At 45.6% G+C, this 24,311-nt stretch carries 22 protein-coding genes and 1 other RNA gene; 4 read left to right on the top strand and 19 right to left on the bottom strand.

Annotation, left to right across the window (positions count from 1 at the left end; genetic code table 11):
- Positions 1-65 precede the first annotated feature (65 nt).
- Positions 66-716: an RsfA family transcriptional regulator gene (locus tag MKX30_RS05540; RefSeq protein ID WP_013311108.1), complete on the bottom strand. Its 651-nt coding sequence runs from the start codon at positions 714-716 to the stop codon at positions 66-68.
- 297 nt (positions 717-1,013) lie between these two features.
- On the opposite strand from MKX30_RS05540, the gene MKX30_RS05545 reads away from it, so the two are divergent.
- On the top strand, positions 1,014-2,099 hold the full coding sequence (locus MKX30_RS05545; protein WP_068942352.1) for a hypothetical protein: 1,086 nt from the start codon (positions 1,014-1,016) through the stop codon (positions 2,097-2,099).
- A 100-nt stretch (positions 2,100-2,199) separates the two neighbouring features.
- On the opposite strand, the gene MKX30_RS05550 is transcribed toward MKX30_RS05545, so the two are convergent.
- The 5 genes from MKX30_RS05550 to MKX30_RS05570 form a co-directional block, all read right to left on the bottom strand.
- The gene (locus MKX30_RS05550; RefSeq protein ID WP_339200521.1) at positions 2,200-3,531 is read right to left on the bottom strand and encodes a PhoH family protein; all 1,332 of its coding nucleotides are present in this window, start codon (positions 3,529-3,531) and stop codon (positions 2,200-2,202) included.
- A gap of 299 nt (positions 3,532-3,830) precedes the next feature.
- Positions 3,831-4,892 carry an LCP family protein gene (locus MKX30_RS05555; protein WP_023989463.1) on the bottom strand — a complete coding sequence of 354 codons (1,062 nt, stop codon included), beginning with the start codon at positions 4,890-4,892 and terminating at the stop codon, positions 3,831-3,833.
- Positions 4,893-5,017: 125 nt separating this feature from the next.
- A complete protein-coding gene (typA, locus tag MKX30_RS05560) occupies positions 5,018-6,859 on the bottom strand; it encodes a translational GTPase TypA (RefSeq protein ID WP_013311112.1) in 1,842 nt (613 codons plus the stop codon).
- A 290-nt stretch (positions 6,860-7,149) separates the two neighbouring features.
- On the bottom strand, positions 7,150-7,641 hold the full coding sequence (locus tag MKX30_RS05565; protein ID WP_023989464.1) for a LiaF transmembrane domain-containing protein: 492 nt from the start codon (positions 7,639-7,641) through the stop codon (positions 7,150-7,152).
- A gap of 94 nt (positions 7,642-7,735) precedes the next feature.
- Positions 7,736-8,395 (bottom strand): TerC family protein, encoded by a 660-nt coding sequence (locus MKX30_RS05570; RefSeq protein ID WP_023989465.1) that lies wholly within the window; start codon positions 8,393-8,395, stop codon positions 7,736-7,738.
- A 217-nt stretch (positions 8,396-8,612) separates the two neighbouring features.
- Between MKX30_RS05570 and MKX30_RS05575 the strand changes: the two genes are divergently transcribed.
- Positions 8,613-9,308, top strand: a complete 696-nt coding sequence (locus MKX30_RS05575) for a TerC family protein (protein ID WP_025722107.1) — start codon at positions 8,613-8,615, stop codon at positions 9,306-9,308.
- 72 nt (positions 9,309-9,380) lie between these two features.
- Here the strand turns inward: MKX30_RS05575 and thiI are convergent, their stop codons facing one another.
- From thiI to MKX30_RS05605, 6 genes are all read right to left on the bottom strand, one after another.
- Positions 9,381-10,607: a tRNA uracil 4-sulfurtransferase ThiI gene (gene thiI, locus MKX30_RS05580; RefSeq protein ID WP_075154457.1), complete on the bottom strand. Its 1,227-nt coding sequence runs from the start codon at positions 10,605-10,607 to the stop codon at positions 9,381-9,383.
- A gap of 1 nt (position 10,608) precedes the next feature.
- Positions 10,609-11,757 carry a cysteine desulfurase family protein gene (locus tag MKX30_RS05585; protein WP_075154458.1) on the bottom strand — a complete coding sequence of 383 codons (1,149 nt, stop codon included), beginning with the start codon at positions 11,755-11,757 and terminating at the stop codon, positions 10,609-10,611.
- A 158-nt stretch (positions 11,758-11,915) separates the two neighbouring features.
- Positions 11,916-12,608 carry a lytic transglycosylase domain-containing protein gene (locus MKX30_RS05590; protein WP_023989469.1) on the bottom strand — a complete coding sequence of 231 codons (693 nt, stop codon included), beginning with the start codon at positions 12,606-12,608 and terminating at the stop codon, positions 11,916-11,918.
- 222 nt (positions 12,609-12,830) lie between these two features.
- On the bottom strand, positions 12,831-13,223 hold the full coding sequence (locus tag MKX30_RS05595; RefSeq protein ID WP_071558472.1) for a hypothetical protein: 393 nt from the start codon (positions 13,221-13,223) through the stop codon (positions 12,831-12,833).
- Positions 13,224-13,267: 44 nt separating this feature from the next.
- Positions 13,268-13,495: a DUF1540 domain-containing protein gene (locus MKX30_RS05600; protein ID WP_013311120.1), complete on the bottom strand. Its 228-nt coding sequence runs from the start codon at positions 13,493-13,495 to the stop codon at positions 13,268-13,270.
- Between the two features lie 187 nt (positions 13,496-13,682).
- A complete protein-coding gene (locus MKX30_RS05605) occupies positions 13,683-14,189 on the bottom strand; it encodes a YpuI family protein (RefSeq protein WP_023989471.1) in 507 nt (168 codons plus the stop codon).
- Between the two features lie 186 nt (positions 14,190-14,375).
- On the opposite strand from MKX30_RS05605, the gene MKX30_RS05610 reads away from it, so the two are divergent.
- Complete coding sequence (locus MKX30_RS05610; protein ID WP_075154459.1) at positions 14,376-16,256, top strand: S8 family peptidase; 1,881 nt, start codon at positions 14,376-14,378, stop codon at positions 16,254-16,256.
- A 57-nt stretch (positions 16,257-16,313) separates the two neighbouring features.
- On the opposite strand, the gene MKX30_RS05615 is transcribed toward MKX30_RS05610, so the two are convergent.
- Both MKX30_RS05615 and pdxR read right to left on the bottom strand, forming a co-directional pair.
- The gene (locus MKX30_RS05615; protein ID WP_071558470.1) at positions 16,314-16,544 is read right to left on the bottom strand and encodes a hypothetical protein; all 231 of its coding nucleotides are present in this window, start codon (positions 16,542-16,544) and stop codon (positions 16,314-16,316) included.
- 88 nt (positions 16,545-16,632) lie between these two features.
- Positions 16,633-18,108 carry a MocR-like pyridoxine biosynthesis transcription factor PdxR gene (gene pdxR / locus MKX30_RS05620; RefSeq protein WP_053325778.1) on the bottom strand — a complete coding sequence of 492 codons (1,476 nt, stop codon included), beginning with the start codon at positions 18,106-18,108 and terminating at the stop codon, positions 16,633-16,635.
- Positions 18,109-18,224: 116 nt separating this feature from the next.
- Between pdxR and MKX30_RS05625 the strand changes: the two genes are divergently transcribed.
- Positions 18,225-19,442 carry an aminotransferase-like domain-containing protein gene (locus MKX30_RS05625; RefSeq protein ID WP_023989474.1) on the top strand — a complete coding sequence of 406 codons (1,218 nt, stop codon included), beginning with the start codon at positions 18,225-18,227 and terminating at the stop codon, positions 19,440-19,442.
- 418 nt (positions 19,443-19,860) lie between these two features.
- On the opposite strand, the gene rnpB is transcribed toward MKX30_RS05625, so the two are convergent.
- The 5 genes from rnpB to rpoD all read right to left on the bottom strand — a co-directional run bounded on the left by rnpB (position 19,861) and on the right by rpoD (position 24,271).
- Positions 19,861-20,259: RNase P RNA component class A (rnpB, locus tag MKX30_RS05630), an RNA gene on the bottom strand.
- A 102-nt stretch (positions 20,260-20,361) separates the two neighbouring features.
- A complete protein-coding gene (locus MKX30_RS05635; protein WP_341062568.1) occupies positions 20,362-21,477 on the bottom strand; it encodes a Nif3-like dinuclear metal center hexameric protein in 1,116 nt (371 codons plus the stop codon).
- Positions 21,453-22,214, bottom strand: coding sequence for a tRNA (adenine(22)-N(1))-methyltransferase (locus MKX30_RS05640; RefSeq protein WP_053325780.1), 762 nt, complete (start codon positions 22,212-22,214; stop codon positions 21,453-21,455). Before MKX30_RS05640 ends, MKX30_RS05635 begins: the two co-directional genes overlap by 25 nt.
- Entirely contained in the window at positions 22,211-23,050 is an 840-nt protein-coding gene (locus tag MKX30_RS05645) for a hypothetical protein (protein ID WP_053325781.1), read from the bottom strand. Before MKX30_RS05645 ends, MKX30_RS05640 begins: the two co-directional genes overlap by 4 nt.
- Before the next feature lie 87 nt (positions 23,051-23,137).
- A complete protein-coding gene (gene rpoD / locus MKX30_RS05650) occupies positions 23,138-24,271 on the bottom strand; it encodes an RNA polymerase sigma factor RpoD (protein WP_007431230.1) in 1,134 nt (377 codons plus the stop codon).
- Between the last annotated feature and the right edge of the window lie 40 nt (positions 24,272-24,311).

Below are 24,311 nucleotides of genomic sequence, written 5' to 3' on the forward strand. Positions count from 1 at the left end.
AAAAAACGCCAACTACGGCAAAGCGCTAGTTGACGTTTTATTTCAATATTGCAGAAGTAATCTTGTTACTCAATGCGCTCCAGATTCCCATTGGCGTCCATTTTGAATCTGGATTTAAGCTCTTCCTCATCTTCAGTGATTAAAGCCAAGCGCCGAGCTCGGTCCATAATCTGAATCAGAGCTTTATAATCATCATTCACAACACGATAGTCGGTTTGTACATCATTCACTTCTTTGGACAGCCGGTCATTAATGGAGCGAAGCTGATTCAATTCTTCTTCCTTTTCCCGTAAATCTTTCTCCAGCATCTTAATCTGCCGATTCGTTTCCTGGACGGATCCCTTCCATTGGCGCAAGAAGCGAATTACTGCATCAATAGATAATGTATCCTCACTCGCACCATCCGTTCTGTATCCACCTTCGACTGTATCAAGCGAGGCAAAAGCCGCAACCTGTGATACACCCACCGGGTTCTGCTTACGGATATAACTGCGCTTCTGGCGCTGTGCTTTGGCAATACTAATCGCTTCATCGTAACGTTTGCGCACGCAGCTATTCCAACGAAACCCACATGCTGCAGAGGTTCTTCCTATTTTTTGTCCAACCTCCTCAAACGCAGCGAGCTGCGTTCCACCTTCACGGATATGCCGCAATGTCACCTCCGCCAATATCAAGTCATCTTCCACACTCCATGCATCTTGTCTTATTGCAGTCATGCCTCTAGCCCTCCTAACAACATCCTGAAATAACCGTCTTCATGAACCGATCTTGCCGGTATTTGAATAGGGTATAAAAGCTGTTTATTCATTCCTATGCCTCTCGTAGAGTTCATAGAATCTATTTGATACTAAATTGTATTTCCATTTCTGCAAGAACTCATACGTGAACGTAAACAGTTTCGGGTTTCAAGCATGCTCAGACTGCTGTACAATAAAATGAATGGTTAAAGAAACAGAAAGGATCATATACATTACCATTAGTTTTTTTCGGGAATACATAAAAGGGGAAACCAAATGAACAAACGAATAAAAATCACAATCAGCACCCTGCTGACCACCATTATGTTGCTAACTTTCATATATGTACGTCCTACCCTGGCCGCTCCCTCCCATGAAGAAAGTCAGATTTTACAAGATAGCCTGTCGATTGTAGAGATAGACCATGAAATTGAGCGAATCAGTCAGGAGCAGCATACCCTTTTGCAGCGTCAGCAGGAACTGCGAAGTAATCTCACCGTTCAGCAAGAGCAAATGACCATACAACGGAAGCGTGCAGGTTCTGTGCTGCGATCTTATTATATGGGGGAAAGGGACAAACTGTTGAGTGTGGTGCTAGGGGCGAAAAGTATAAGGCAACTTCTCTCTCTGTACGATTACTACTTATTATTGATTAATCACGATCAGGATGTGCTTCAAGAATATGAATCCAATTATCAATCTATGCGAAAAACAGAACAACAAGTCACCCAAGCCTCAATGGAACTGGAGACTGTCAAAACAAACTTACTGGCACAACGTAAACGCATTGCTCTGCTTCAGTCGCGTGTAAATGACGGCGTTAACGCCAGTAATGACCCGGATACCCTACGCAAGCTAATTGGCGAAATGACAGCTTATTGGGAGAATGTAGGTGTCTACGAGGTAAATAAGCACTTTAAAGCATTAGCTCAAGCTATGCAGAATTTACCACAATTCATTCAACAACAACAAGGTGCCATGGTTACAAATGGAAAAGTCATTACGATAAGCATTCGTGAAGAGGACTTTAACCGTTTTTTAAAGTCAGAAAATGAATTGTTTAATCACTTCAACTTTACATTTGCGCAGGATCGAATTGTGGTAGAAGGTCAGCAGGGAACGATGAAATTAAGGGTAGAAGGTCACTACACGCTAGAGAATGAGCCGAAAAATGCAATTTTATTTCATGTGGATCGATTGGTATTTAATGGTCTGGAGCTACCTGATACGACCCGCAACAAGCTGGAAAAGGATTTTGATCTGGGTTTCTACCCACAGCAGCTTATTTCATATGTCAAAGCCACAGAAGTACGCACTTTAGCAGGAATGCTTGAAGTTAAGCTCGAATTAAACTTTAAGTAAAATTTTGCTCACCTTTCATTGTTCTGAATTTTTACGTGTATAAAACAAGAGACCCCGGGAGATTCCCGAGGTCTCTATTATTGTAATAACGGTAGGGATTTTATAGTAGATCGGCTGCCAACTGCGCGAGCTTGGAGCGTTCTCCTTTTTCCAACATAATATGCCCGCTAATCCCTTCTTGCTTAAACCGCTCCACCACATAGGTTAGACCGTTACTGGCTGCATCCAGATAAGGGTGATCAATCTGCTCTGGATCTCCCATCAAAATGATCTTGCTCCCCTCACCCACCCGGGACACAATCGTTTTGATCTCATGTCGGGATAAGTTTTGCGCCTCATCGACTATAATAAATTGCCCAGGTATCGAACGCCCGCGAATATAAGTAAGTGCCTCCACCTGAATACTGCCCAAGCCCATCAAAATTTTGTCGATATCACCTGATTTTTTGGCATCAAACAGATACTCTAGATTGTCGTAGATGGGTTGCATCCACGGGCGAAGCTTTTCATCCTTTTCTCCCGGTAAATAACCAATATCCTTACCCATAGGAACAACAGGCCGAGCAATCAGCAGTTTCTTGAAGCGATGTTCATCCTCTACCTTAAGTAAACCTGCCGCCAGCGCCAGCAGCGTTTTGCCCGTACCCGCTTTTCCTGTAATGGTCACGAGGGGGATATCGTCATTAAGCAAAAGCTCCAATGCCATCCGCTGTTGAGCATTACGCGCGCTGATTCCCCACACCGATTCGTTACTTAAGTACAGCGGCTCTAATCGCTCTGCCTCCTGATTCACTTTCAGCAAAGCTGATTTTCCAGTTCCCATTTCATCTTTCAGAATAACAAATTCATGCGGATACAGCGTATAAGGTAGTTCCAGTGGCTTGATTGGTAAAAAACGGTTAGAGTAAAATTCATCTATGATGGACGGGTGCACCTGTATTGCCGAGTATCCGGGATATAGCTCACTTAGATCGCCTGTTCTATCGGAGAGGTAGTCTTCGGTCAGCAGTCCCAGTACATCTGCCTTGATCCTGACCAGCACGTCTTTACTGACCAAAACGACCGAACGTGGTTCAGGCTGCTCCTGCTCTTCCAGATGATAATTCAAGGCGACCGCCAAAATCCGGTTATCGTTCGAAACCTCCCCGAACATCTCCTGAACTTTCAAAAAACTTCGGTGGTTTAACTCAACCTTAAGCCTCCCACCTTGGGGAAGTGCAACGCCACTGTGCAGATGACCTACTTCTCTTAACCCGTCCAACAATCGCGATACATTGCGGGCATTCCGTCCAATCTCATCCGCGTTGCGTTTTTTGGAGTCGATTTCTTCCAGAACAACAGCTGGAATGACAACTTCATGTTCTTTGAAGGTAAAAATGGCTTTCGGATCATGCAGCAGCACATTCGTATCCAGCACAAAAATTTTCTTCATTAAATCCCCTCCAAAGCGGCGTGGACAATCTCGTGTTTCATACCTATACCTATTCACCGGGTACCCAATACTTGCTGATTCCCTGAAAAAAGAACCCCAAAGCAGATAAAGCAACGAAAAGTTGTAGTGAAGATAGCTCTGAGCCTGTACATTTTTAAAATTAGACACAAAAGGCCCAGTGATTGCTCACTGGACCTAGACTTGGTTCACTATAACTTTAGACATACCTCAACCCCCTTATGTTATATAAGAGCTTTACTCGCTGCGAGTATAACATAAGAGAGGAGAAAGATACATACTCAGGAATTGGAAGAAGCTGCAGTAGTGTCGCTTGCTTTTTTAGCTAATTCCTCTTGTAGCGCTTGTTTGGCCAAATCGAGCTGTTGCTCATCAATGTACACATACGGGCTACGCCACGTTCCTGCCACCGGATTGTATTTCACATTTTGCTTGGAAATATTCCAATAGGTTTGTACGATATTTTTCATTTGCTGTGACTCGATATCTGTCATCATATTCTTATCAACCGATTTAATAATTGCGCTAAACTTGGTCAAAGCGTTAAAGGATTGCATTTGGTCAATTAGGGAATGAAGCACCTGATTTTGTCGACGATTGCGATCAAAATCGTCAGATTCAGCTGTTCTTGGACGACAATTCGATTTGCGGTAGCGAACAAAATCAAGAGCCTGATCACCGTTCAAATGCTTGGCTCCGGCTGTCAGGTTAATATCGGTACCATCTGCACGGTCACGATAACACATGTTTTTATCAACCGTCACATCTACGCCACCCAAATTATCTACTACATCTCTAAAGCCCTGGAAGTTAATAACCGTCACATAATCGATATCAATGTTTAAATATTTGCCGATCATCTTCTTCATTTGTTCTTCAGCAACTTCACCAGATTCTTTCTCTCTAGCCTTAAACACCGGATAATACTCATTCAACTTGCGTGGTTTATATCCATCCATTTCTAGACGCGTATCGCGCGGTAAAGACACGATGGTAGACGATTTGGTATTGGGGTTTAATGTAGCTACCATAATAACGTCTGACAAATAAGTCGGATGATCAGGGCGGTAATCGGTTCCCAGCAATAAGATAGTCAAAGGCTTAGCTTCAGCCAATTGTGTTTTGGGTACTTCCTTGTTGATCCCCGTATCCAAAACTTCCTCTACCTGATTGTAAATATAGTAGGTATAACCACCTACTGCCAAAATACCTATAATGAGCAAAAACAAGACAAACTTCATAAACGATCTGAAAAAGCTTTTTTTCTTTTTCGTTTTTTTCGGTTTGGCGGATTTTTTCCCGCTTTGTGTCCGGGGAGGCAATCCGTTCGAAAGATTACTCATGCTTCAACACCTTTTCCTGCGTTTTGAGAAATATCGCTTTCTCCAAGTTTACAATCCTAAAACACATACAGCGGCGCATCCCGTTCCCGGGCGTCGCCGCTGTGGCCAAAGACCAATCCAATCAATTACGTATTTGCTTGTGCTGTTTTACGTTGTTTCTCCGCACGCTCGCGTTCACCTTTGTTCAAGATCTTTTTACGCAAACGGATGGCATTAGGTGTAATTTCGCAATACTCATCATCATTCAGATATTCGAGCGCCTGCTCCAGAGAGAAGATAACAGGTGTTTTCAGTTTAACTGTATCGTCTTTTGTTGCTGAACGAACGTTTGTCAATTGTTTTTCTTTACAAATGTTAACGACGATGTCGTTATCACGTGTGTGCTCCCCAACGATCATGCCCTCATAGATTTCAGTACCTGGCTCCAGGAACAAAATACCGCGATCTTCTACGCCCAGCATACCATAAAATGTAGAACTGCCGTTTTCCGTTGACACGAGAACACCCTGATGACGTCCACCTACTTGACCGCCAACAAATGGTCCATAGCTGTCAAACGCATGGTTCATTACGCCGTAACCACGAGTCAAAGTCAGGAAGTTTGTAGTGTAACCGATCAGACCACGTGCAGGGATCAGGAATTCCAAGCGAACCTGTCCGGTGCCGTTATTAATCATGTTAACCATTTCGGCTTTACGGGAGCCCAAACTTTCCATAACCGCGCCCATGCTTTCTTCCGGAATATCAATGAGGAGACGTTCGATTGGTTCCATTTTCTTACCATCAATTTCCTTGACGATAACTTCCGGTTTGGACACTTGCAGTTCGTAACCTTCACGACGCATGTTTTCAATCAGGATACCCAGATGCAACTCACCACGTCCGGATACAATAAAGGCGTCCGGGCTATCAGTTTCATCAACACGTAAGCTGACATCCGTTTCGAGTTCTTTCAGAAGACGCTCACGCAATTTACGGGATGTTACCCACTTACCATCGCGACCTGCGAATGGGCTGTTGTTAACCAGGAAGGTCATTTGCAGCGTTGGCTCATCAATCTTCAGTACAGGCAATGCTTCAGGATGATTTGGATCGGCAATGGTTTCACCGATGTTGATATCTTTAATTCCCGCAATCGCCACAATGTCACCAGCGCCCGCTTGGTCAGTTTCAATACGTTTCAGACCTTGGAAGCCGAACAGCTTCTCAATACGCGCTGATTTACTGCTACCATCACGCTGCATAACTGTGACTGCTTGCCCCTGCTTGATGATACCGCGGTTTACACGACCTACTGCAATTCGGCCAAGGTATTCGTTATAGTCCATCAGTGTTACGAGGAATTGAAGAGGCTCATCTACTTTCTCAGTTGGAGCCGGAATGTGCTCTACAACTGTTTCGTACAATGCTTGCATGTTATCGTCTTGCTTTTCAGCATCCATGCTGGATGTTCCATTCAGCGCCGAAGCGTACACAACAGGGAATTCCAATTGCTCATCATTCGCACCCAGCTCAATGAACAAATCCAATACTTCGTCAATGACTTCTGCCGGACGAGCTGCCGGACGGTCAATTTTGTTCACTACAACGATAGGCGTCAGATTTTGTTCCAGCGCTTTACGCAGTACGAATTTCGTTTGCGGCATGCAACCTTCGTAAGCATCAACGACGAGCAAAACACCGTCAACCATTTTCATAATCCGTTCCACTTCGCCACCAAAGTCGGCGTGTCCCGGTGTATCTACAATGTTAATCAGGTAATCTTTGTAAGTGATTGCTGTATTTTTAGCCAAAATCGTAATACCGCGTTCACGCTCCAGATCGTTGGAGTCCATGGCGCGCTCCTGAACAGCCTCGTGTTCTCTAAATGTTCCGGACTGTTGAAGCAGCTTGTCGACAAGCGTCGTTTTTCCGTGGTCGACGTGGGCAATAATCGCAATATTGCGAATGTTTTCTCTTGCATGCATGGTTTGTATCCATATCCTTTCCGTATATCAAAATAGTGTCTCTATCCTGAAGCAGTGCTGATTCAAGGCTAACAATCGTTCTTTAGGCCCACTCCCTGCCAGCCTTCTATATGTTTCAGGCTTTGTACAGACAGCTTCTCTCTCCGATTCGCGTGAAAACCTTAAAATAAGCGTCAGAAATCTCCGACGCTCTTATCATATCCATTATATTATAGTTGAAATATGTCATAAAGCAAGACATTATTGCCTGTTCCGTAATTTACCGCCATAAAATCTCACAGCTTGTCGTTTTACCTTTTGCGTTTGCCACGGTTGTTTAGGACCAACCAGGTTCCAGCTCCGATCAGTAAAACTGCAATAACATATATGATGCCCGTTCTTAGCAGGGTAATGACCAATAAAAACACCGATATCAACCCCAATATCACGCCCCCTGTATAAACATTACGAGAAAGCGAAATATCATTAATGGCGTACTGCCATAATCCAATCGCCACACCTAGAAGTAGCAAAGGCCATAAATAGGCCATTAAATGCCAGCCCCAAATATTGCAGAGCAAAAATAAGAAGCCATAAACCGACAAAATCCCTGCCGGCAGCAACATAAAGGGTGAAACTTTACGCTTCATGTACATTGCATGCAGTACGATTCCAGGTATTAAAAACAGCAAAGGCCAAAAGTTTCGTCCCAAGAAGGAGAACGTCCCCAGTTTCCCCAACAAAATAATCAGTCCTACGGCAACAATGCCCACTCCGATCATACGCTCTTTTCCGGAATTCATCGTGGTCTCCTTTGTTTGCTGAATTTGTTTTTAGGTCTTTTAATGTGATTGTTTTTAAGTATATTTTAGCCGATGTTTTCCAAAAAAACTACGTTCAAATATGGCGAGCTCGTAACTGACGATATATTCCTACAATGACAACTGCTGCGGCCAAAAGTCCCGGTAACCATGCATGTATTAGCTCCCCCGCACCTGCTAACCACACACCCAATCGGGGATCACGGAGTAGCATTTCTCCTGCCGTAAAAGCCAGGATTGCAGATCCAAGCAAAACAAGTACAGGGAACCGATGAAGCCAGATCGCAATCACGTTGCTGCCCCAGACGACAATCGGAATGCTAATTGCAATACCAATGACGATAATGGCGATATCCCCATCTGCTAGGGCTGCAATAGCTAATACGTTATCTAGACTCATCACAAAGTCCGCTACCAGAATCACCTGTATAGCCTTCCATATGGTTGTTTCTGCTCTGACTCCCACATGATCCTCATTCTCATAAAGCAGCTTAAACGCAATCCATAACAGAAGTAGACCGCCTGCCGCCTGAATAAAGGGTATGCCCAGCAAAATGACAGCTACAAAAGTCAAAACACAGCGCAGGAGGACTGCACCGACTGCCCCCCACCATATAGCTTGACTCCGCTGCCTTGCAGGCAAGTTTTTGCTCGCCATGGCTATAACAACTGCATTATCACCGCTTAATACCAAATTAATCATTAATATTTTCAACAGCAAAATGATATGCTCCATGTGTACAAACACCCCCATCCTACTTGTATGCGAAATAGGACGAGGCTATGCTTATAAGCCTTGTCAAATAAGTCATCATTTATTAAAAATTGATGTCAAATTTGTTGAGTAAAGACCTTGAAATCAATAACAAACAGCAATATAATGAATCGTATTTCCGAAAAACGGGTATTAAAATAAACAACATACAATGATTTTAGGATGTTTAATCAGGGAGATGAGAACGATTGATATGTCCGGACTTCAGTTCTTTTGGCTACTGCTTAATGTGATATTTATTGATCTTCTGCTCGCAGGAGATAATGCGATTGTAATTGGACTTGCCGCCAGAAAGCTGCCTCCTGCCACGCAAAAAAAAGCGATACTGTACGGTACCGGTGGTGCCCTGCTCATTCGCATAGCAGCCACCATTGTGGTACTCTGGTTGCTTCAAGTACCGTGGTTGTTACTCATCGGGGGTGTCATGTTAGTCTGGATCGCGTATAAGTTACTCGTAGACCAGGAGGACCATACCGAAGTCAAAGCGGGAACAACGTTATGGGGTGCTATCCGCACGATTGTTGTAGCCGATGCGGCTATGGGTCTGGACAACGTGATTGCGGTTGCTGGCGCGGCCCAGCAGCATTTGCTACTTGTAGTGCTTGGCCTGTTAATTAGCGTACCGATCGTTGTATGGGGTAGCACTCTTTTTATCAAACTGATCAATAAATTTCCCTGGATTATCTATTTGGGATCGGCTGTTCTTGGTTATACAGCCTCTAATATGATTACTGAAGAACGTAAGCTGGAACCCTATTTTACCGAGCACCCTGCGCTGCGTATCTTGTTTATTGCCGCAGTTATGGCTGGTATTTTGCTCACAGGATATCTTCAAAATCGCAGAGCAGTATCCAGTCGAGAAAAAGCCGTCTAAAATGATTCAAAAACTGTTTTAACTAAAATAAAAAGGCAGACCCAAATTAGCTGGTGGGTCTGCTTTTTTATTTTAAAACCAATCTTCCTGTATAACTTCCTCTTTACGCCCCTCTATAGCTCCACCTGTCTCCAGGACAAGTGTCTCCGTTTCAGCCACAGCCTGTTCAATCAAGGCATTTAAATCCCGAATAGAGGCTTCAATCTTTTGAACAACCCACAAATTCGGATTGGTGGTTGGGGATTTGGGAACAAACAATGTGCAGCAATCCTCATATGGAAGGATGGATAGATCGTAGGTGCCAATTTGCTTTGCGATTTCCGTGATCTCCTGCTTATCCATCATTACGAGAGGTCGCAGCAATGGTAATTCTGTCGAACGGCCAATCACATTCATGCTGGATAACGTTTGACTAGCGACTTGCCCCAGACTGTCGCCCGTCACGAGTGCCAGTGCTCCTTCACGCTCAGCCAGCATCGTTGCAATTCGTAACATAGACCGTCTCATTAACGTAATAATCAGATTATCCTGTCCAGTGCGCGTAAAGGCCGTCTGCACCTCTGTAAACGGCACAAGGTGGATTTTAATCCGACCCGCATAGCCTGCTAAGACCCTTGCCAATTCAATGACCTTTTCTTTCGCACGCTCACTTGTAAACGGATAGCTATAAAAATGCACACATTCAATTTCCAATCCTCTACGCATGGAAGACCACCCTGCTACCGGGCTATCAATTCCACCAGACAGCAGCAGCATAGCTTTACCGTTCGTTCCTAACGGAAAGCCCCCTACAGCCATAATAACATCGCTGAATATATAGGCCGCCTGCTCTCTAACCTCCACACGTAACTCAATATCTGGTCGATGTACATCGACCCTCAACGCTTGAAACTCTCGCAAAATAGGAGAACCAATTAAATGGTTCATCTCTTGTGAAGAATGGGCAAATTCCTTCCACACTCTGCGGGCATTTACCTTGAAAGTCGTTCCCTCGTCCACATTCAGCTCACGCATCAAAGCTACAGCGGTCTCAATTATAGCACCAAGCTCGACAGGAGCCATTTTGACAGGACTTATTGTCGTGATGCCAAACACTTTTTGTAACACTTGAATGATCTGTTCATAAGGCTCTCCTCCGAGAACCACATAAATCCGTCCAAATTCCTTCCGCAAAGAAGCACCGGGAAACGGTTTGAGTAGCAGCTTCACGTGATTCAGTACTGCCTTTTCAAAACGAGTCCGATTCTTCCCTTTTAATGTAAATTCACCGAAGCGAAGTAACAACATATCATAGTGCATTTTAACGTTTCCACCTTTCAAGGGATTCCAGCTTGGCTACAGCCTGTCGCAGTGCAAGTATAAGCTCATCGATATCCTGTTCCGAATGCTCATCACCGAAGCTGATACGAATGCCGCCAGACGCTTCCGCCTCATTGCATCCCATCGCCAGCAGCACCCGACTGGGTTCAGCCAATTTCGAAGAGCAAGCCGATTTGGTGGATACTACCACACCCAATTGCTCCAGCGTATGCAGCATTACCTCGGCCTTCATGCCCGGATACGAAAAGTGGACAATATGCGGCGCTTCTTCCCCGCTGTTCAGCCGCAGTTGACGGATTGTCTTCACTTCTGAGACCACCCGTTCTCTCCACTCGGTCATACGGCGTGCTGTCTCTACTTGCCGTTCGCCCGCCAACCGTACCGCCTTAGACATACCGACTAGCAGCGGTACATTTTCCGTACCTGCACGAAAACCCTGCTCCTGAGAGCCGCCACTATGCAGTGGGAAAAGCTCCACACCTTCCCGAACGAATAGTAGTCCAGCACCTTTGGGTCCACGCAGCTTATGCGCAGAGAGGCTGTACAGATCAGCCTGCCAGCCCCGGATATCAACCGGTAGCTTTCCAAACCCCTGTACACCGTCAATATGAAATAGCACACGGGGGAACTGTTTCTTGAGCGCAGCTCCGATATCATGCAACGGTTGCACCCTTCCCGTCTCATTATTGACATGCATAATACTGACTAAAATCGTATCTTTACGGACAGCGGCACAAACCTGTTCGGCGCTCACATGCCCTTCCGCATCGACAGGTAAAAATGTAACCTCAAAGCCCAGATTTGTCAGTTGTCTGCAAGCTTCGTACACAGACGGGTGCTCTGTTGATACAGTAACAATATGCTTGCCTCTGGTCTGATACTGCAAAGCTGCTCCCTTAATAGCAAGATTGTTGCTTTCCGTTGCTCCGGATGTGAAGACAATCTCTGATGGATACACTCCCAAAGCCGCAGCACATACTTCGCGCGAACGCTTAAGCAACTTATCCGCGTCCTCTCCATACCGATGCATTGAAGATGGATTCCCATAGTGGCGTCTCATGACCTCGGCAACTGTTGTAATCACCTCTTCAAAAGGTGGAGTTGTCGCGGCATAATCAAAATATTTCATTGCACTCCCCTTTTCCGCCCTATAACTACTGCAACAAAAAAAGACCAAAACAGGGAAAGGCTGCTACATTATAGCGACACGCTTTCCCCATATTGATCCTGTCTGCGGACCTAATCTAATTGAAATTACGCACTTTTTTTCGTTATAAGCTATAGGGCTTAGATCGTATATTTTTCACGTGCATTTTGAATTTTGGTAATATATCTTTGCGTTTCCAGCGGAAGCTTGTCCAGTACAGCCATTAACTGTTCATCACTATTTACACCAAGCCGCTGCACCCGTCCGGGGCCTGCATTATATGCAGCCAGCGCCATATTTTCTTGTCCGTTAAACCGTTTAATCTGGTAAGACAAATAACGAACACCTGCATCAATATTTTGAACAGGATCATATGGGTCACTGACTCCCAGACCTTGAGCCGTAGCATCCATAAGCTGCATAAGCCCTTTGGCTCCGGCCGAAGAAGTGACCGACGGATTGAATGAAGATTCCGTATCAATAACTGCTTTAATCAACGCTACTGGAATGCCGTATTTCTGACTAGCCTCGTTAATCAAATCATCATATGCTGTAGGTGTTGTGGGTCCGTCTGTTGCTGTACTGGAAGGAGCGGGATACAGTGACGAAGCCGTTCCCCTGGAAGGTCCCAATTGAAGCCATAGTAAACCGTTTTCGTCTCTGGTAACATCACTTGAATTTTCTCGAGTCACAGCACCATCTGTTTCCAACTGACCTACTTGTTCCAGTAATCCGGAAAAAGCGTCCGTTGTACCCGTCTGGGTTGTAGCACTCATATTATTTAACAGCTGCATGTCTAACATGGACTTGGACACGCGCGGATCAATTTGCATGTGGTGTTCCCAACTTTCTATAGTTGTTGTATCCCAAATAGCTTGTCATTACTGCTATGATACAACTTTTTACTATGTACTTCCATACCTTTTAATGAAAAAAAGCTCCGTTTCTGTCGAAAAGACAGCGGAGCTTTATAGATCAGCTTTAATGTAATTATATCACTAAGATGATTTTTCTCGGATATACAAAAGAAAACTGAGCTTTTTCCTCCAGTAGGGTCAACGAACGAACGGGATAAAAGCAAAATAACTCAATGTTGCCAGCGCCCCAAGACCAATCGACCAAATGCCGGTCGTTTTGCTGCCATTCACATAAGCAAAAAAACCTAAAACTGCAGCAATAGGCCCCAGCACAATTGACCACATAAACAATGAGGCAATTCCTGCAGCCAGACCAATATAGCCAGAAATACGACCACTATTGTTTATAATCTGCTCTTCACCTTTGACCTCATGTCGAGTCACAACTGAGCCGGGAGCAACCTCTGCTGCATATTCTTCACGATCATTACGGCGCTTGGCAGATCGTTCATGAATGTGACGGGGGTAATCTACACGTTTGCGGCTAACATGCTCTTCATTCTGATGCTTGTCGTTTTCATGATCTTCCATAATAAACTGCACCTCCAAATGCGAAATGAATCGCGTAATAAAATTCACACGGACTTCGGCTTAAAAGTGTGGCAACAGGTTGCGGCTGACGTGGCAGCCTTATCACGTTCTTCTGAACTGAAGCTTTCCCCCGCATATTCTTCTTTAAATTTCTTTCCGGCATGACCATCAACTTCAATCATGATCAAATCTGCCTTGCACAAGTTGTTTTCTCCCCAATAATGGCAATTGGCTACGCTACACTTAACGATTGGCTTGGCCTCTTGGCTCATGATCATCACCTCGGATTCATTGTCCCCCCGCTACCCTGCACCTATGCGTTCATGGTATATGGCAGTTGGTGACATACGAAAAAAGCCGCTTCCTTCACCTCCTCCAAAATGGCAGGAAGCAAGTAGAAAACGGCTTGCTTGTCTTGTTTTAGTTTTTGATTAGAAATGATCTTCCCCGTTGAATGCTTTAGGCATGAGTACGTCGAGTCTGCATCCGGCGCTGAGTCAAATAGTCACTTTCATAATAAGTCAGATCATCACGCAATTCTTCAAAATTTTTCGTAATGTCCATGATCACTTCGCGAGCGGCTGGCACTGGCGTTTTACGGAAGCGGATAGCATCTTGTCCCGTATACGCATAGCGTCCATCCTCTGCGTAAGATTCATTTTTGGGATAAAAAAAGCTGTTCACGCAGTCATGGTAAACGTTATACAATGCCTTTTCCGCAAAATCGACGTCAAAATTGGCACGGCGTAAAGCCACACCCAGCTTTTCATAAGATACTTCGGAAAAAACAAGGACATGACGGAGATCCGACAAAAAGCCTTTGTAAAAAAGTACGGACTCCTCATTGCCATCTGTAGCCAGTTGCGGCAGAGCATGCTCATTGAGGAATGTTTCCACCCGTTTCACGGCAGTTTTCAGTCTCTCCTGCGCCGACTCACATAATTTTTGTACGTTGACTGCTGACATCAAGGCAGCTCCCCCTTATTTGTTGCTTGTTCATCAATTTGGTTACCCGAAAATAGTCCCTTCTAACCGAAAGAGCTGTAATTTTCAGTATTTATCCTACCACAAATGAGCATTGAAAGGTATAAAAACATGCCAACCTCCTCACGCTAAACCATAAATTTATGAATACTCAAGGAGGACGGTCCCATGTCTCGGCGAAAATGGTTAAAACCCCTGCTAGGAGCAGCTGCCGGGGTGCTTCTCATCACACTGATGCTGCCTTCCCGTGATCATCGCCCTACACCACAGCCCGAATATACGGCCAAGATGGTGCCACAGCAAGAGAAGCAGCTCAAAAAAGGAATGTTGGCTTTGGACCTGTCCGCTACGGATACCCTCACACGCATGGATGCAAGGCAGGATATTCAATACGTGATGCGGGAGCTTGATGGTAAAACTGCTGATCAGAAAAGACAGTTTACTCGCACACTGCAGCAATCGCACAGTCATCTTCATACGTTACTGTGGATTCACACACGCGACGGGAACACGAGCACCTATACGGGCAGCAAAGCACAAACTCGTCTGCTCAGTCATCCTCAAATCAAAAGCAGCTTGGCTGCGGCTCGCCGTTCCGTCATGCAAAATAAATCCTACGAATCTGCTGCATTTCAGGCTGAAGGCGGTAAATATTTTGTCATGGCAGAACCATCGGCTGACGGAACATGCGGCGTTGCTGCCCTGGTCAGTCAGCAAGTATTGCGTGACGTGGAGAAGCATCAGCGGAAGAATTTGCGTTTGATTCCCTATCCAAAAGAAGGCAGCTACAAAATCGAATCCGTACATCCCGACACATTGCACGATATTACTGTCAAGACGGGCCATGACAACGAAAATGCAAGCCATTATTTCGAAAACGAAATTGTCGTTCGCTTCCGTCACAATCCTGATTCACGACAACTGCAGGAAATTGCAGCAGATTTACACTGTGAGCCAGGTCGCAAGCTTGGTTATACCTATGTATTTCATTCGGATAAGATGAATTTCAAGGAACTAAAGCAATATTTTTCAAGAAAGTGGAACCCGCTTTATACTGAGCCTCACTATATGTATCTAACCAATGAGAAAACACCCATCAAAGCGGACAGCTCAATCCCCAATGATTTGCTCTTTTCCCGCTATCAATGGAATCTGCCGGCTACTGAAACCAACCGGGGTTGGAAATTAAGCAAAGGCAGCAAGGACGTAATTGTCGCTGTCGTAGATACGGGAGTAGATTTGGATCACCCCGACCTAAAAGGTCAAATCCTTTCAGGTCATAACGTGGTAAATCCGTCTGAAAAGCCTTATGATGACGTCGGTCACGGAACGCACGTCGCTGGCATCATTTCTGCCCTCGTGAATAATGGTGAGGGGGTCGCTGGCATGACATGGTACAACAAAGTCATGCCGATTAAGGTACTTGACCAATCCGGCTCCGGTACGACTTACTCGGTTGCAGAAGGTATTATATGGGCAGCTGATCATGGGGCCAAGGTCATCAATTTGAGTCTGGGCAATTACGCACAAGCTGAATTTTTGCATGATGCAATCAAATACGCCTATGATAAAGATGTCGTATTAGTTGCAGCTACAGGTAATGACAATACGGAACGACCTGGCTATCCAGCAGCGTATCCTGAAGTATTTGCCGTTTCCGCTACAGATTCTTCTATGCACCGTGCATCCTTTTCTAACTATGGAGATTATGTAGACGTCATGGCTCCAGGTGCAAGTATTGCCAGTACGTACCCAGGGAACCAATATGCTGCACTGTCGGGTACTTCAATGGCCAGTCCCCATGTATCAGCGCTTGCTGCACTGATTCGATCCATTAACCCCGATCTGACCAACAAAGAGGTTATGGATTTAATGAGAAGCAGCGTAATTGACTTGGGCACACCCGGGCATGACAAATATTTCGGATATGGTCAAATTGACGTGTATAAAGCGTTGAAAGCAGCACAACGTCCATATGTTCCTTTGCAATTCTATCCACAGCATTTAAGTGACAAGTTAAAATCAATATTAAAGAAACTGGAAACGTAAGATTCCTTATTGGAAAAAAGCAGCCATGTTGCTCCATGGCTGCTTTTTTGGGCTTTATTAACGCTTGGAACTACTGCGAACAGGACGCTTGCCATGGCTGCGAGTATGACAGCAAGGTTCTCCAGGGTCCTTTATACTCACCGGAAATACGTGATGAGGTACAGGTACAATGTGCGTCTGATTAACAATTTCAATCGGATGAACCACAGGCACGACTTGTGGAAAAAATTGATGATTTACAAATTGGATCGGCGGGCACACGATCGGGTCGTAAGGGCAATGACTCATAATGTGCAACTCCTTTCGGTGAATTAGTACAGCATATTATGAAGGCGGGTGCTGTGCTTGGATGTTTACCCCCTAATACAAATATCCCTTATAAAATAGGCTTCCGTTCAACAATGACCGAATGATCAAGCAGTTCGCCCAACAAACGGCACAGTTTGTGAAGACCTGTTTTAAGTGTTTCCTTGTCCGCATACGAAAAAGAAATACGGATATGATTACTGTCCATACCACCTGCATAGCATACTGCACCAGGTAAAAAGGAAACTCCTTCTCGGTCAGCCAGCCGCTCCAATTCTGGAATATCAACATTAGGAGGAAGCTTAATCCACACATTTAAGCCGCCTTCGGGGGCATACCAGCTGACCTCTGGCGGAGCATAGCGCTGGAGCGTATGCAACGCGACTGTCAACCGATCCCGCATTTGTTCCCGCAACCTAACAAGATGCTGATCAAGTCGGTTCTTGATAAAGGGCAATAGCGCTTTTTGCGTTAATAGAGGGCTCCCCAAATCCGTAGTAGACTTGGCAGCCACCAAACGATCCATTACACTGCCAGTGGCCGCTACACAAGCTATACGGCAGCCGGGAGCAACGGTTTTGCTAAAGCTTTTGATATATATCACATGTCCGGACTGATCATGCGCCTTGATAGAGAGTGGCGGCTTTGTTTTATAGTATAGGTCGGAAAATGGATCATCCTCAACAATGAGGCAATGATAACTTTGAGCTAGATCCAGTAATTGTGTGCGTCTGGCCATCGTTAAAGTTACTCCGGTAGGATTATGAAAGGTGGGTATCGTGTAGATTAGTTTTGGGGGATGAGTGTCACAGAGACGTGTGAGGATATCAATCCTCATGCCCTGCTCATCCATCGGAATCATAATTACTTTGGCACCACGACTGGTAAACACATCAATGGCCCCGGTATATGTAGGAGCCTCCATGTAGACAACATCACCAGAACCAACAAAGGTCCGTGCCACCAAGTCAATGCCCTGTTGGGCACCACTAGTCACGAGCAGCTGTTCTGCCACTGTGCATATACCGCGTTCGTTCAGGTGATCTGCAAACACTTCCCTCAGCGCTAAATCACCTTCAAAAGTCCCGTATGCTGCCATTGCATCGGGATTTCCAGAGGATAGACGTTGAGTATCAGCGATGATTTCGCGTGTAGGAAGAAGCTCCGGTTGAATTGCTGCTATATGAAAAGAATAAGGAAACTGTCTGCTATGGTTAAAGTTTCTCCATAACTGTGCGCGCGGCAAATAATCGATCAGCGACATTTGCCATGACAAATCCTGCGCTCCCTCACGTTGAACAGCTACCGAAGGCTCCGCTACATAGCAACCTTTTCCCTGTGTACAGGTAACCAAATGAATAGACTCCAGCTCAGCATACGCCTTGCTTACAGTTACGGGACTTACCGCAAGCAGACTGGACAAATGACGGACAGAGGGAAGCTTTGTGCCCTGAGGCAGCAATCCAGACTGGATGCGATCTGCTAATGTTTTGGCAATCTGTAAATATAATTTGACACTGCTATTGCGGCTGAGATCAATATGCATCGGAACCGTCCCCTCCAAAAATCAACTGTTACATTTAGACGTTTACTGTTATACTTCATTATCGATATAATACAACAAATTTCATAGTACAGTATAGAACACAGGAGATGATTGGATTGGAACACAAATTTTCGGGTATGGCTCGTACTCAGGGCTCGTCCATGGTAAGGGACATTTTAAAGCTGACACAGGGAACAGATGTATTATCTCTGGCAGGCGGCCTTCCGGCCGATGCCTTTTTCCCCATCGAAGCTGTTGCTAAAGCCTATGAGCGGGTATTTCGTCTCGGCGGTACTACCGCTCTTCAATACGGCCTAACCGAGGGCTACATTCCTCTACGGGAACGTCTTGCAGCAATCATGTCATCCCAAGGCATCTCCGTCACCAGAGATAATATCATCATGACGACGGGCTCACAGCAGACCATTGATCTGGTTTCGCGTGTGTTGCTCGATCCGCAGGATACTGTATTGGTGGAGTCCCCTACTTATTTGGCAGCTCTTCAGGTATTTAATTCCTATGGTGCCAACATTGTAAGTGTAGATACAGACTCTAACGGTATGCGATTAGAAGATCTTGAAGCCAAGATCAAAAAACATCAGCCTAAATTCGTGTATGTCATCCCCACCTTCTCCAACCCAGCAGGAAGTGTTTGGAGTATGGAACGCAGAACGGGCGTTGTTGAACTATGCCGTAAATACGGCACTTTGATTTTTGAAGATGATCCTTACGGACGTCTTAAATTTGACGAAAACCTTAACTTTCCATCCCTTTTCTCAATTGATCAACAGCTAGGTGGAGACGGTCATGTGATGTACACTTCTACATTCTCTAAAACCGTTGCTCCTGGTGTTCGCTCTGGTTGGCTGGTAGCTAATCAAGCAATTGTCGTTAAGGTCGCCAATGCCAAACAATCTGCCGATCTGCACTCCAGCAGTATTGATCAACGTGCTTTGAATGAGTTATTGGACTTTTTTGACTTGGACGGACATATTCGTACCGTGTCCGCCGAGTACTACACTCGTATGCTACGTCTCACATCGCTGATGAAAGAACGTCAATGGGAAGGAATCACCTGGAATGATGCACTTGGCGGTATGTTTATGTGGGTTACCCTACCCGAGGGCTTCCGTTCTGATCGGTTGCTGCAACTCGCAATTCAGGAAGGAGTCGCATTTGTCCCCGGACAAGTCTTCTATGCTGACCTAAGTGGCAGCAACCACATGCGGATCAACTTCACGCATACGGATCCTTCCCTGCTTCCTAAAGCGGTTGACCGATTGGATCGAGCACTGAAGATGTACACAGAGGAAAGTGTGGTAAAAAGCGTGTGATGATGGAGTTGGCAGGATATGTACGTGAGGCCGCTTCACGAATCATTTGATTTTACGATCGCTGTTACCCCCTGATTCGTTTGGAATTTGAATAGTATGGTGGAATCTGGGACAAAGGTGCAGGCCTCGCTTCTACAGATTCAAATGCGTTGCTACGCTAACTACGTGCCTCATCCTCGAACGGTTTTACGGTAGAGGAAGTAAAAATTAAAATGAAAGCCCCCAGTAATTATGCTGGGGGCTTCATTCTAAGAAGGCACTATGTCTGCGTAATACGGTATGTTAAAAAGGGTGTGCCATGATTCCCGTTGGAATATGACACACCCTTTTTAATTCAATAAATACATTTGGATTAAAAGCTTTCATGCAAACAGGTCATTTACAAAAGTTAAATTTATACATTTTAAGGTGTTGCAGTGGGGAAAGTTTTCCGTAAGCCGGGTTCTGTGCTATTCGTGGTACAGACGGGAACTACCCTCCCACTACAAGCGACAATCATCTATCTAGGCCGAACATTGCTATCCAGCTCCAGCGACCAACCTAGACACGCCTCGGGCTAAGGCTGCTTCGCGAAGAAGCTGTGTCCCATTAGGTCTTGCTCCAGATGGGGTTTACCAGGAACGAAGTCACCAGCGTTCCTCGGGGTCTCTTACACCTCGGTTCCATCCTTGCCTGTGCCGCAAGCGGCCATCGGCGGTCCATTTCTGTGGCACTATCCTTCAACTCGCGCTGACTGGACGTTATCCAGCATCCTGCCCTATGGAGCCCGGACTTTCCTCTCGTGGCTCACGCCACCAGCGATTGTCTGTTAAACTTTCCGAACAACATTACATAGTATACAGGGAACGCGCGCATGATACAACCCTGAAAATATTGTAAAAAGTAGAAAACTCCCTTTATTTTCTCATAGGCGTTGGTTTTACAAAAATTGAAAAGGCTCGGTTTCCACCTGAGATACATGTACTTCCGTTGAGTATCGACCTTCTACCAAGCGTTTACGCATCCACTCTGCAGCTTTAGGCTTCATAATCTTTTCAGCGTTATGTCCAGGGTCAATAATAGCAATCCCCGCCATAAGGGCATCCTGAGCCGTGTGATAGTCAATATCCCCCGTGACTAATACGTCAGCTCCCTTAAAGAGCGACTTGTTCACATAACGGCTACCAGAGCCCCCAAGCACGGCTGCCTTTTTGATCGTACGATCTAAGTCGCCCACCACACGTACATGCTCGACGTTGAGACCGTTTTTTACAACATCGACAAACTCCCGTAACGTGCAGGTTTCCTTGAGCTTGCCTACCCGCCCCAGACCAAAGCTACGGCCTTGCAAATCCATATGGTACAGGTCATAAGCCACCTCTTCATAAGGATGAGCCTTCAGCATCGCTTGAACAACTTTACTTCGTACACCCTGCGGTACAATGGTCTCGATACGAACCTCTTCACTACGTTCCATTTTACCCGGCTCACCCAAAAACGGCTGTGTGCCTTCACCCGGCACAAAAGTTCCGTAGCCGTCAATGTTAAAGCTGCAATGGCTGTAGTTGCCGATATGTCCAGCTCCCGCCCCTAATACGGCATCAAGTACCCGTTGATGATGTGTTTTGGGTACGAAAACAACAAGCTTGAATAATTGCTCGGTGTGAACATCCTCCAGCGTACCTTCACTTTGAATACCCAGAGCTTCCGCCATCCAGTCATTCATGCCGTCCTCAGCCGTATCCAGATTCGTATGACTGATGTAGACAGCAATATCATTCTTGATCAGCTTTTCATACAATCTGCCCGCAGGCTGATCCGTGTTCAATGCTTTAAGTGGGCGGAATATAATCGCATGATGTGCAATAATGAGATCAGCTTTTATGCGGATTGCCTCTTCGACAACCTCATCATTAACATCCAGGGCTACTAATATGTTTTTGATTTCCTTTTGCAGACTACCCAGCTGAAGCCCGATTCTATCGTCCGGAACTGCCAAGTATTTCGGAGCCAGCTGCTCCATGTAGCTAATCACTGTCTGTCCTTTGGCAAACATGCAAGTACCTCCTCTAGCTGTTCAATTTGCTTGCGCAATTGCTCCCGCTTATGCTGTGCGGATTCCTGATCTGATCGTGCCACTTGTGCCAGCACATCCTCAAGCTTGCGAATCTCCAATTTCCATTTATAAAAAAAGATTTCATTCGGTGCTTTGACCAATAGCGGTCCAAGTTGCATTAACAAATCCTGTGTCAGTACCAGCGAACTATCGGGAAGTTTCCATGGTTGATACAGCTCATCCTGTTTCAGTGGGCTTATCGAATCAGGTACGGCCGTCAGAATTTCATATATTTTTCCGTCTTCTTCCATAATATGTTCACTTGTTAGTACCCATTGATGTTCGATGAGCCAACGGCGTAAGATATCCTCGCCTACGTTAGGCTGTAGAACAAGCTGTTTCACTGAAACAAGCTTGTCTTTCCCTTGCTCTAAAATGGAAGCGATCAAGGCACCACCCATGCCGGCTATCGTAATAACATCAACCTCATTGGCCTTAATTACAGCCAAGCCATCTCCCTTTCTAACCGCAATGCGATCAGTAAGACCTGCTTCGGCCACCTGCTTTTGAGCCGCACGTAACGGACCATCGTTGACCTCACCCGCCACGGCTTGCGGTACTCTGCCACTACGCACTGCAGCCACAGGGAGTAGTCCATGATCCGAGCCAATATCCGCAAGTCTGCTCCCGGCAGGAATTTGTTCCATAATATATTGTAATCGTTGAGAAAGTTTCATGACGTCACCCACGTAATCCATTTTTTTCGAGTCCAAAATAAAATTCCTACAACAAATGCCAACTTCAGTATGCTGTAAAATACCACATCACCCGCCGCTTGATGGCGCAGGATAATCATGTCTGCTTCAGCCATGAATGCTAGTGTCATGCCTATAGCGAAATAAATCAAAGCGAGACCCGGAAAGCGGCGATGTACCCACCAGCTTAGCCAGATCAACAATACTGCGTGCAAAATCCAAAATGCCTCAAGCATCACTAAAGTTGCTGTAGGCCAGTAGCGGCCTATAAGGACCGCGTACACTAAAAGCAGCCCAGCAAGACCACAGTAATGAAGTAAGCTGATCCGCAAAGTTAATCCCACAAGACACCATACCACACCGCATAGGCCTACGAGCAAAAGAAACCAAACCCTAGCTTCACCTTGATGGAGCTGAATGATCCACACACCCGAACCCAGCATAATCGCACTGCCTAAAGTGCTCAACATCGCACTCATACTCTTTTCGGAAGACCGCCAAAATGCGGCCACTCCATAGCAAATCGTAGTAACTGCACTTGCCGAGAATATTTGCATTGCCAACGGAAAAGCGGTAAAATAAAAACCGATCAAACAAATGCAGGAAATAATGACAAAACCAAGAAGCCAAGCGATCCCATGCCCGTGTCTAAGATATGTAAGCAGCCCGGTGTTGTTACGGTTCTGGCTCTGCGACGGATCTTCGTCCTCCCGATACAGGTTAGACAAAAAATCGCAATATTGCTCAGGGAGCAGCCGACTTCGCCGCCAATGCTCAATTTCATGTAACAGTATTGCCCGTTTTTTCTCCTGGTCCAAGCTTCTTCCCCTCCACCAAGGCTGCCATGAGATAAAAAAAGACCTCCTGCGCGCTTCAAGCCGCAGAAGGTCCGCAATGTTACGCTTCTATTCGAGGAAATCCTTCAGTCGCTTACTGCGGCTTGGATGGCGCAACTTACGCAGCGCTTTGGCCTCAATCTGACGAATACGTTCACGTGTAACACCGAACACTTTACCCACTTCTTCAAGGGTTCTGGTTCTTCCGTCGTCCAAACCAAAGCGGAGACGCAAAACATTCTCTTCCCGTTCGGTTAACGTATCCAGTACATCCTCGAGCTGTTCCTTCAGAAGTTCATAGGCAGCCGCATCTGCAGGCGCCAATGCTTCTTGATCCTCAATGAAATCCCCCAGATGTGAGTCATCCTCTTCACCAATTGGTGTTTCCAATGAAACAGGTTCTTGGGCAATTTTCATAATTTCCCGTACTTTTTCCACGCTCAGCTCCATCTCGGCAGCCACTTCCTCCGGCGTAGGTTCGCGCCCCAACTCTTGCAACAGTTGACGCGATACGCGAATCAGCTTGTTGATCGTTTCCACCATATGCACCGGAATACGGATTGTTCTCGCCTGATCGGCTATTGCGCGCGTAATGGCCTGACGAATCCACCAGGTTGCATACGTACTGAATTTAAAGCCTTTTTCGTAATCAAATTTTTCTACTGCCTTAATCAAACCCATATTACCTTCCTGAATCAGATCCAGGAAAAGCATTCCGCGACCAACATAACGTTTGGCAATACTTACAACCAGACGCAAGTTCGCTTCTGCCAACCGACGCTTAGCTTCTTCATCGCCGTTATTGATCCGTTTGGCAAGCTCCACCTCATCATCAGCAGAAAGCAACGGTACACGACCGATTTCCTTCAAGTACATCCGGACCGGGTCATTAATTTTAATACCGGGAGGCAGGCTCAGATCGTCATCGAAATTAAAATCATCCCCATCATTGTTTTCCGGGTCGTCATTTTGACGCAATCTGGTAACTTCTTCGTCGTTGTCATTCACAACTTCAATCCCCAAGTCACCCAGTTGCTCATAAAACTCATCCATTTGCTCGGGGTCCTGATCAAACGGCGACAGTTTTTCCATGATATCTTTGTAGTTCAGAGAAGAACTTTTTTTACCCAACTCAATCAGTTGATCTTTGACCTGATCCAGTGTTAGTTCCGTCTCCAGTTCAGTATGCTGATCATTCGCCATCTTTCGACTCCCTCCTCCCTAGAAACATCCGACCTCTGTG

Source organism: Paenibacillus sp. FSL P2-0173, from assembly GCF_038008045.1.
Lineage (GTDB): Bacteria > Bacillota > Bacilli > Paenibacillales > Paenibacillaceae > Paenibacillus > Paenibacillus polymyxa_B.

Excerpts from the sequence above, each read along its gene's own strand:
- MKX30_RS05540 (WP_013311108.1), bottom strand. The coding sequence starts at position 716 with ATGACTGCAATAAGACAAGATGCATGGAGTGTGGAAGATGACTTGATA.
- MKX30_RS05545 (WP_068942352.1), top strand. The coding sequence starts at position 1,014 with ATGAACAAACGAATAAAAATCACAATCAGCACCCTGCTGACCACCATT.
- MKX30_RS05550 (WP_339200521.1), bottom strand. The coding sequence starts at position 3,531 with ATGAAGAAAATTTTTGTGCTGGATACGAATGTGCTGCTGCATGATCCG.
- MKX30_RS05555 (WP_023989463.1), bottom strand. The coding sequence starts at position 4,892 with ATGAGTAATCTTTCGAACGGATTGCCTCCCCGGACACAAAGCGGGAAA.
- typA (WP_013311112.1), bottom strand. The coding sequence starts at position 6,859 with ATGCATGCAAGAGAAAACATTCGCAATATTGCGATTATTGCCCACGTC.
- MKX30_RS05565 (WP_023989464.1), bottom strand. The coding sequence starts at position 7,641 with ATGAATTCCGGAAAAGAGCGTATGATCGGAGTGGGCATTGTTGCCGTA.
- MKX30_RS05570 (WP_023989465.1), bottom strand. The coding sequence starts at position 8,395 with ATGGAGCATATCATTTTGCTGTTGAAAATATTAATGATTAATTTGGTA.
- MKX30_RS05575 (WP_025722107.1), top strand. The coding sequence starts at position 8,613 with ATGAGAACGATTGATATGTCCGGACTTCAGTTCTTTTGGCTACTGCTT.
- thiI (WP_075154457.1), bottom strand. The coding sequence starts at position 10,607 with ATGCACTATGATATGTTGTTACTTCGCTTCGGTGAATTTACATTAAAA.
- MKX30_RS05585 (WP_075154458.1), bottom strand. The coding sequence starts at position 11,757 with ATGAAATATTTTGATTATGCCGCGACAACTCCACCTTTTGAAGAGGTG.
- MKX30_RS05590 (WP_023989469.1), bottom strand. The coding sequence starts at position 12,608 with ATGCAAATTGATCCGCGCGTGTCCAAGTCCATGTTAGACATGCAGCTG.
- MKX30_RS05595 (WP_071558472.1), bottom strand. The coding sequence starts at position 13,223 with ATGGAAGATCATGAAAACGACAAGCATCAGAATGAAGAGCATGTTAGC.
- MKX30_RS05600 (WP_013311120.1), bottom strand. The coding sequence starts at position 13,495 with ATGAGCCAAGAGGCCAAGCCAATCGTTAAGTGTAGCGTAGCCAATTGC.
- MKX30_RS05605 (WP_023989471.1), bottom strand. The coding sequence starts at position 14,189 with ATGTCAGCAGTCAACGTACAAAAATTATGTGAGTCGGCGCAGGAGAGA.
- MKX30_RS05610 (WP_075154459.1), top strand. The coding sequence starts at position 14,376 with ATGTCTCGGCGAAAATGGTTAAAACCCCTGCTAGGAGCAGCTGCCGGG.
- MKX30_RS05615 (WP_071558470.1), bottom strand. The coding sequence starts at position 16,544 with ATGAGTCATTGCCCTTACGACCCGATCGTGTGCCCGCCGATCCAATTT.
- pdxR (WP_053325778.1), bottom strand. The coding sequence starts at position 18,108 with ATGCATATTGATCTCAGCCGCAATAGCAGTGTCAAATTATATTTACAG.
- MKX30_RS05635 (WP_341062568.1), bottom strand. The coding sequence starts at position 21,477 with ATGTTTGCCAAAGGACAGACAGTGATTAGCTACATGGAGCAGCTGGCT.
- MKX30_RS05640 (WP_053325780.1), bottom strand. The coding sequence starts at position 22,214 with ATGAAACTTTCTCAACGATTACAATATATTATGGAACAAATTCCTGCC.
- rpoD (WP_007431230.1), bottom strand. The coding sequence starts at position 24,271 with ATGGCGAATGATCAGCATACTGAACTGGAGACGGAACTAACACTGGAT.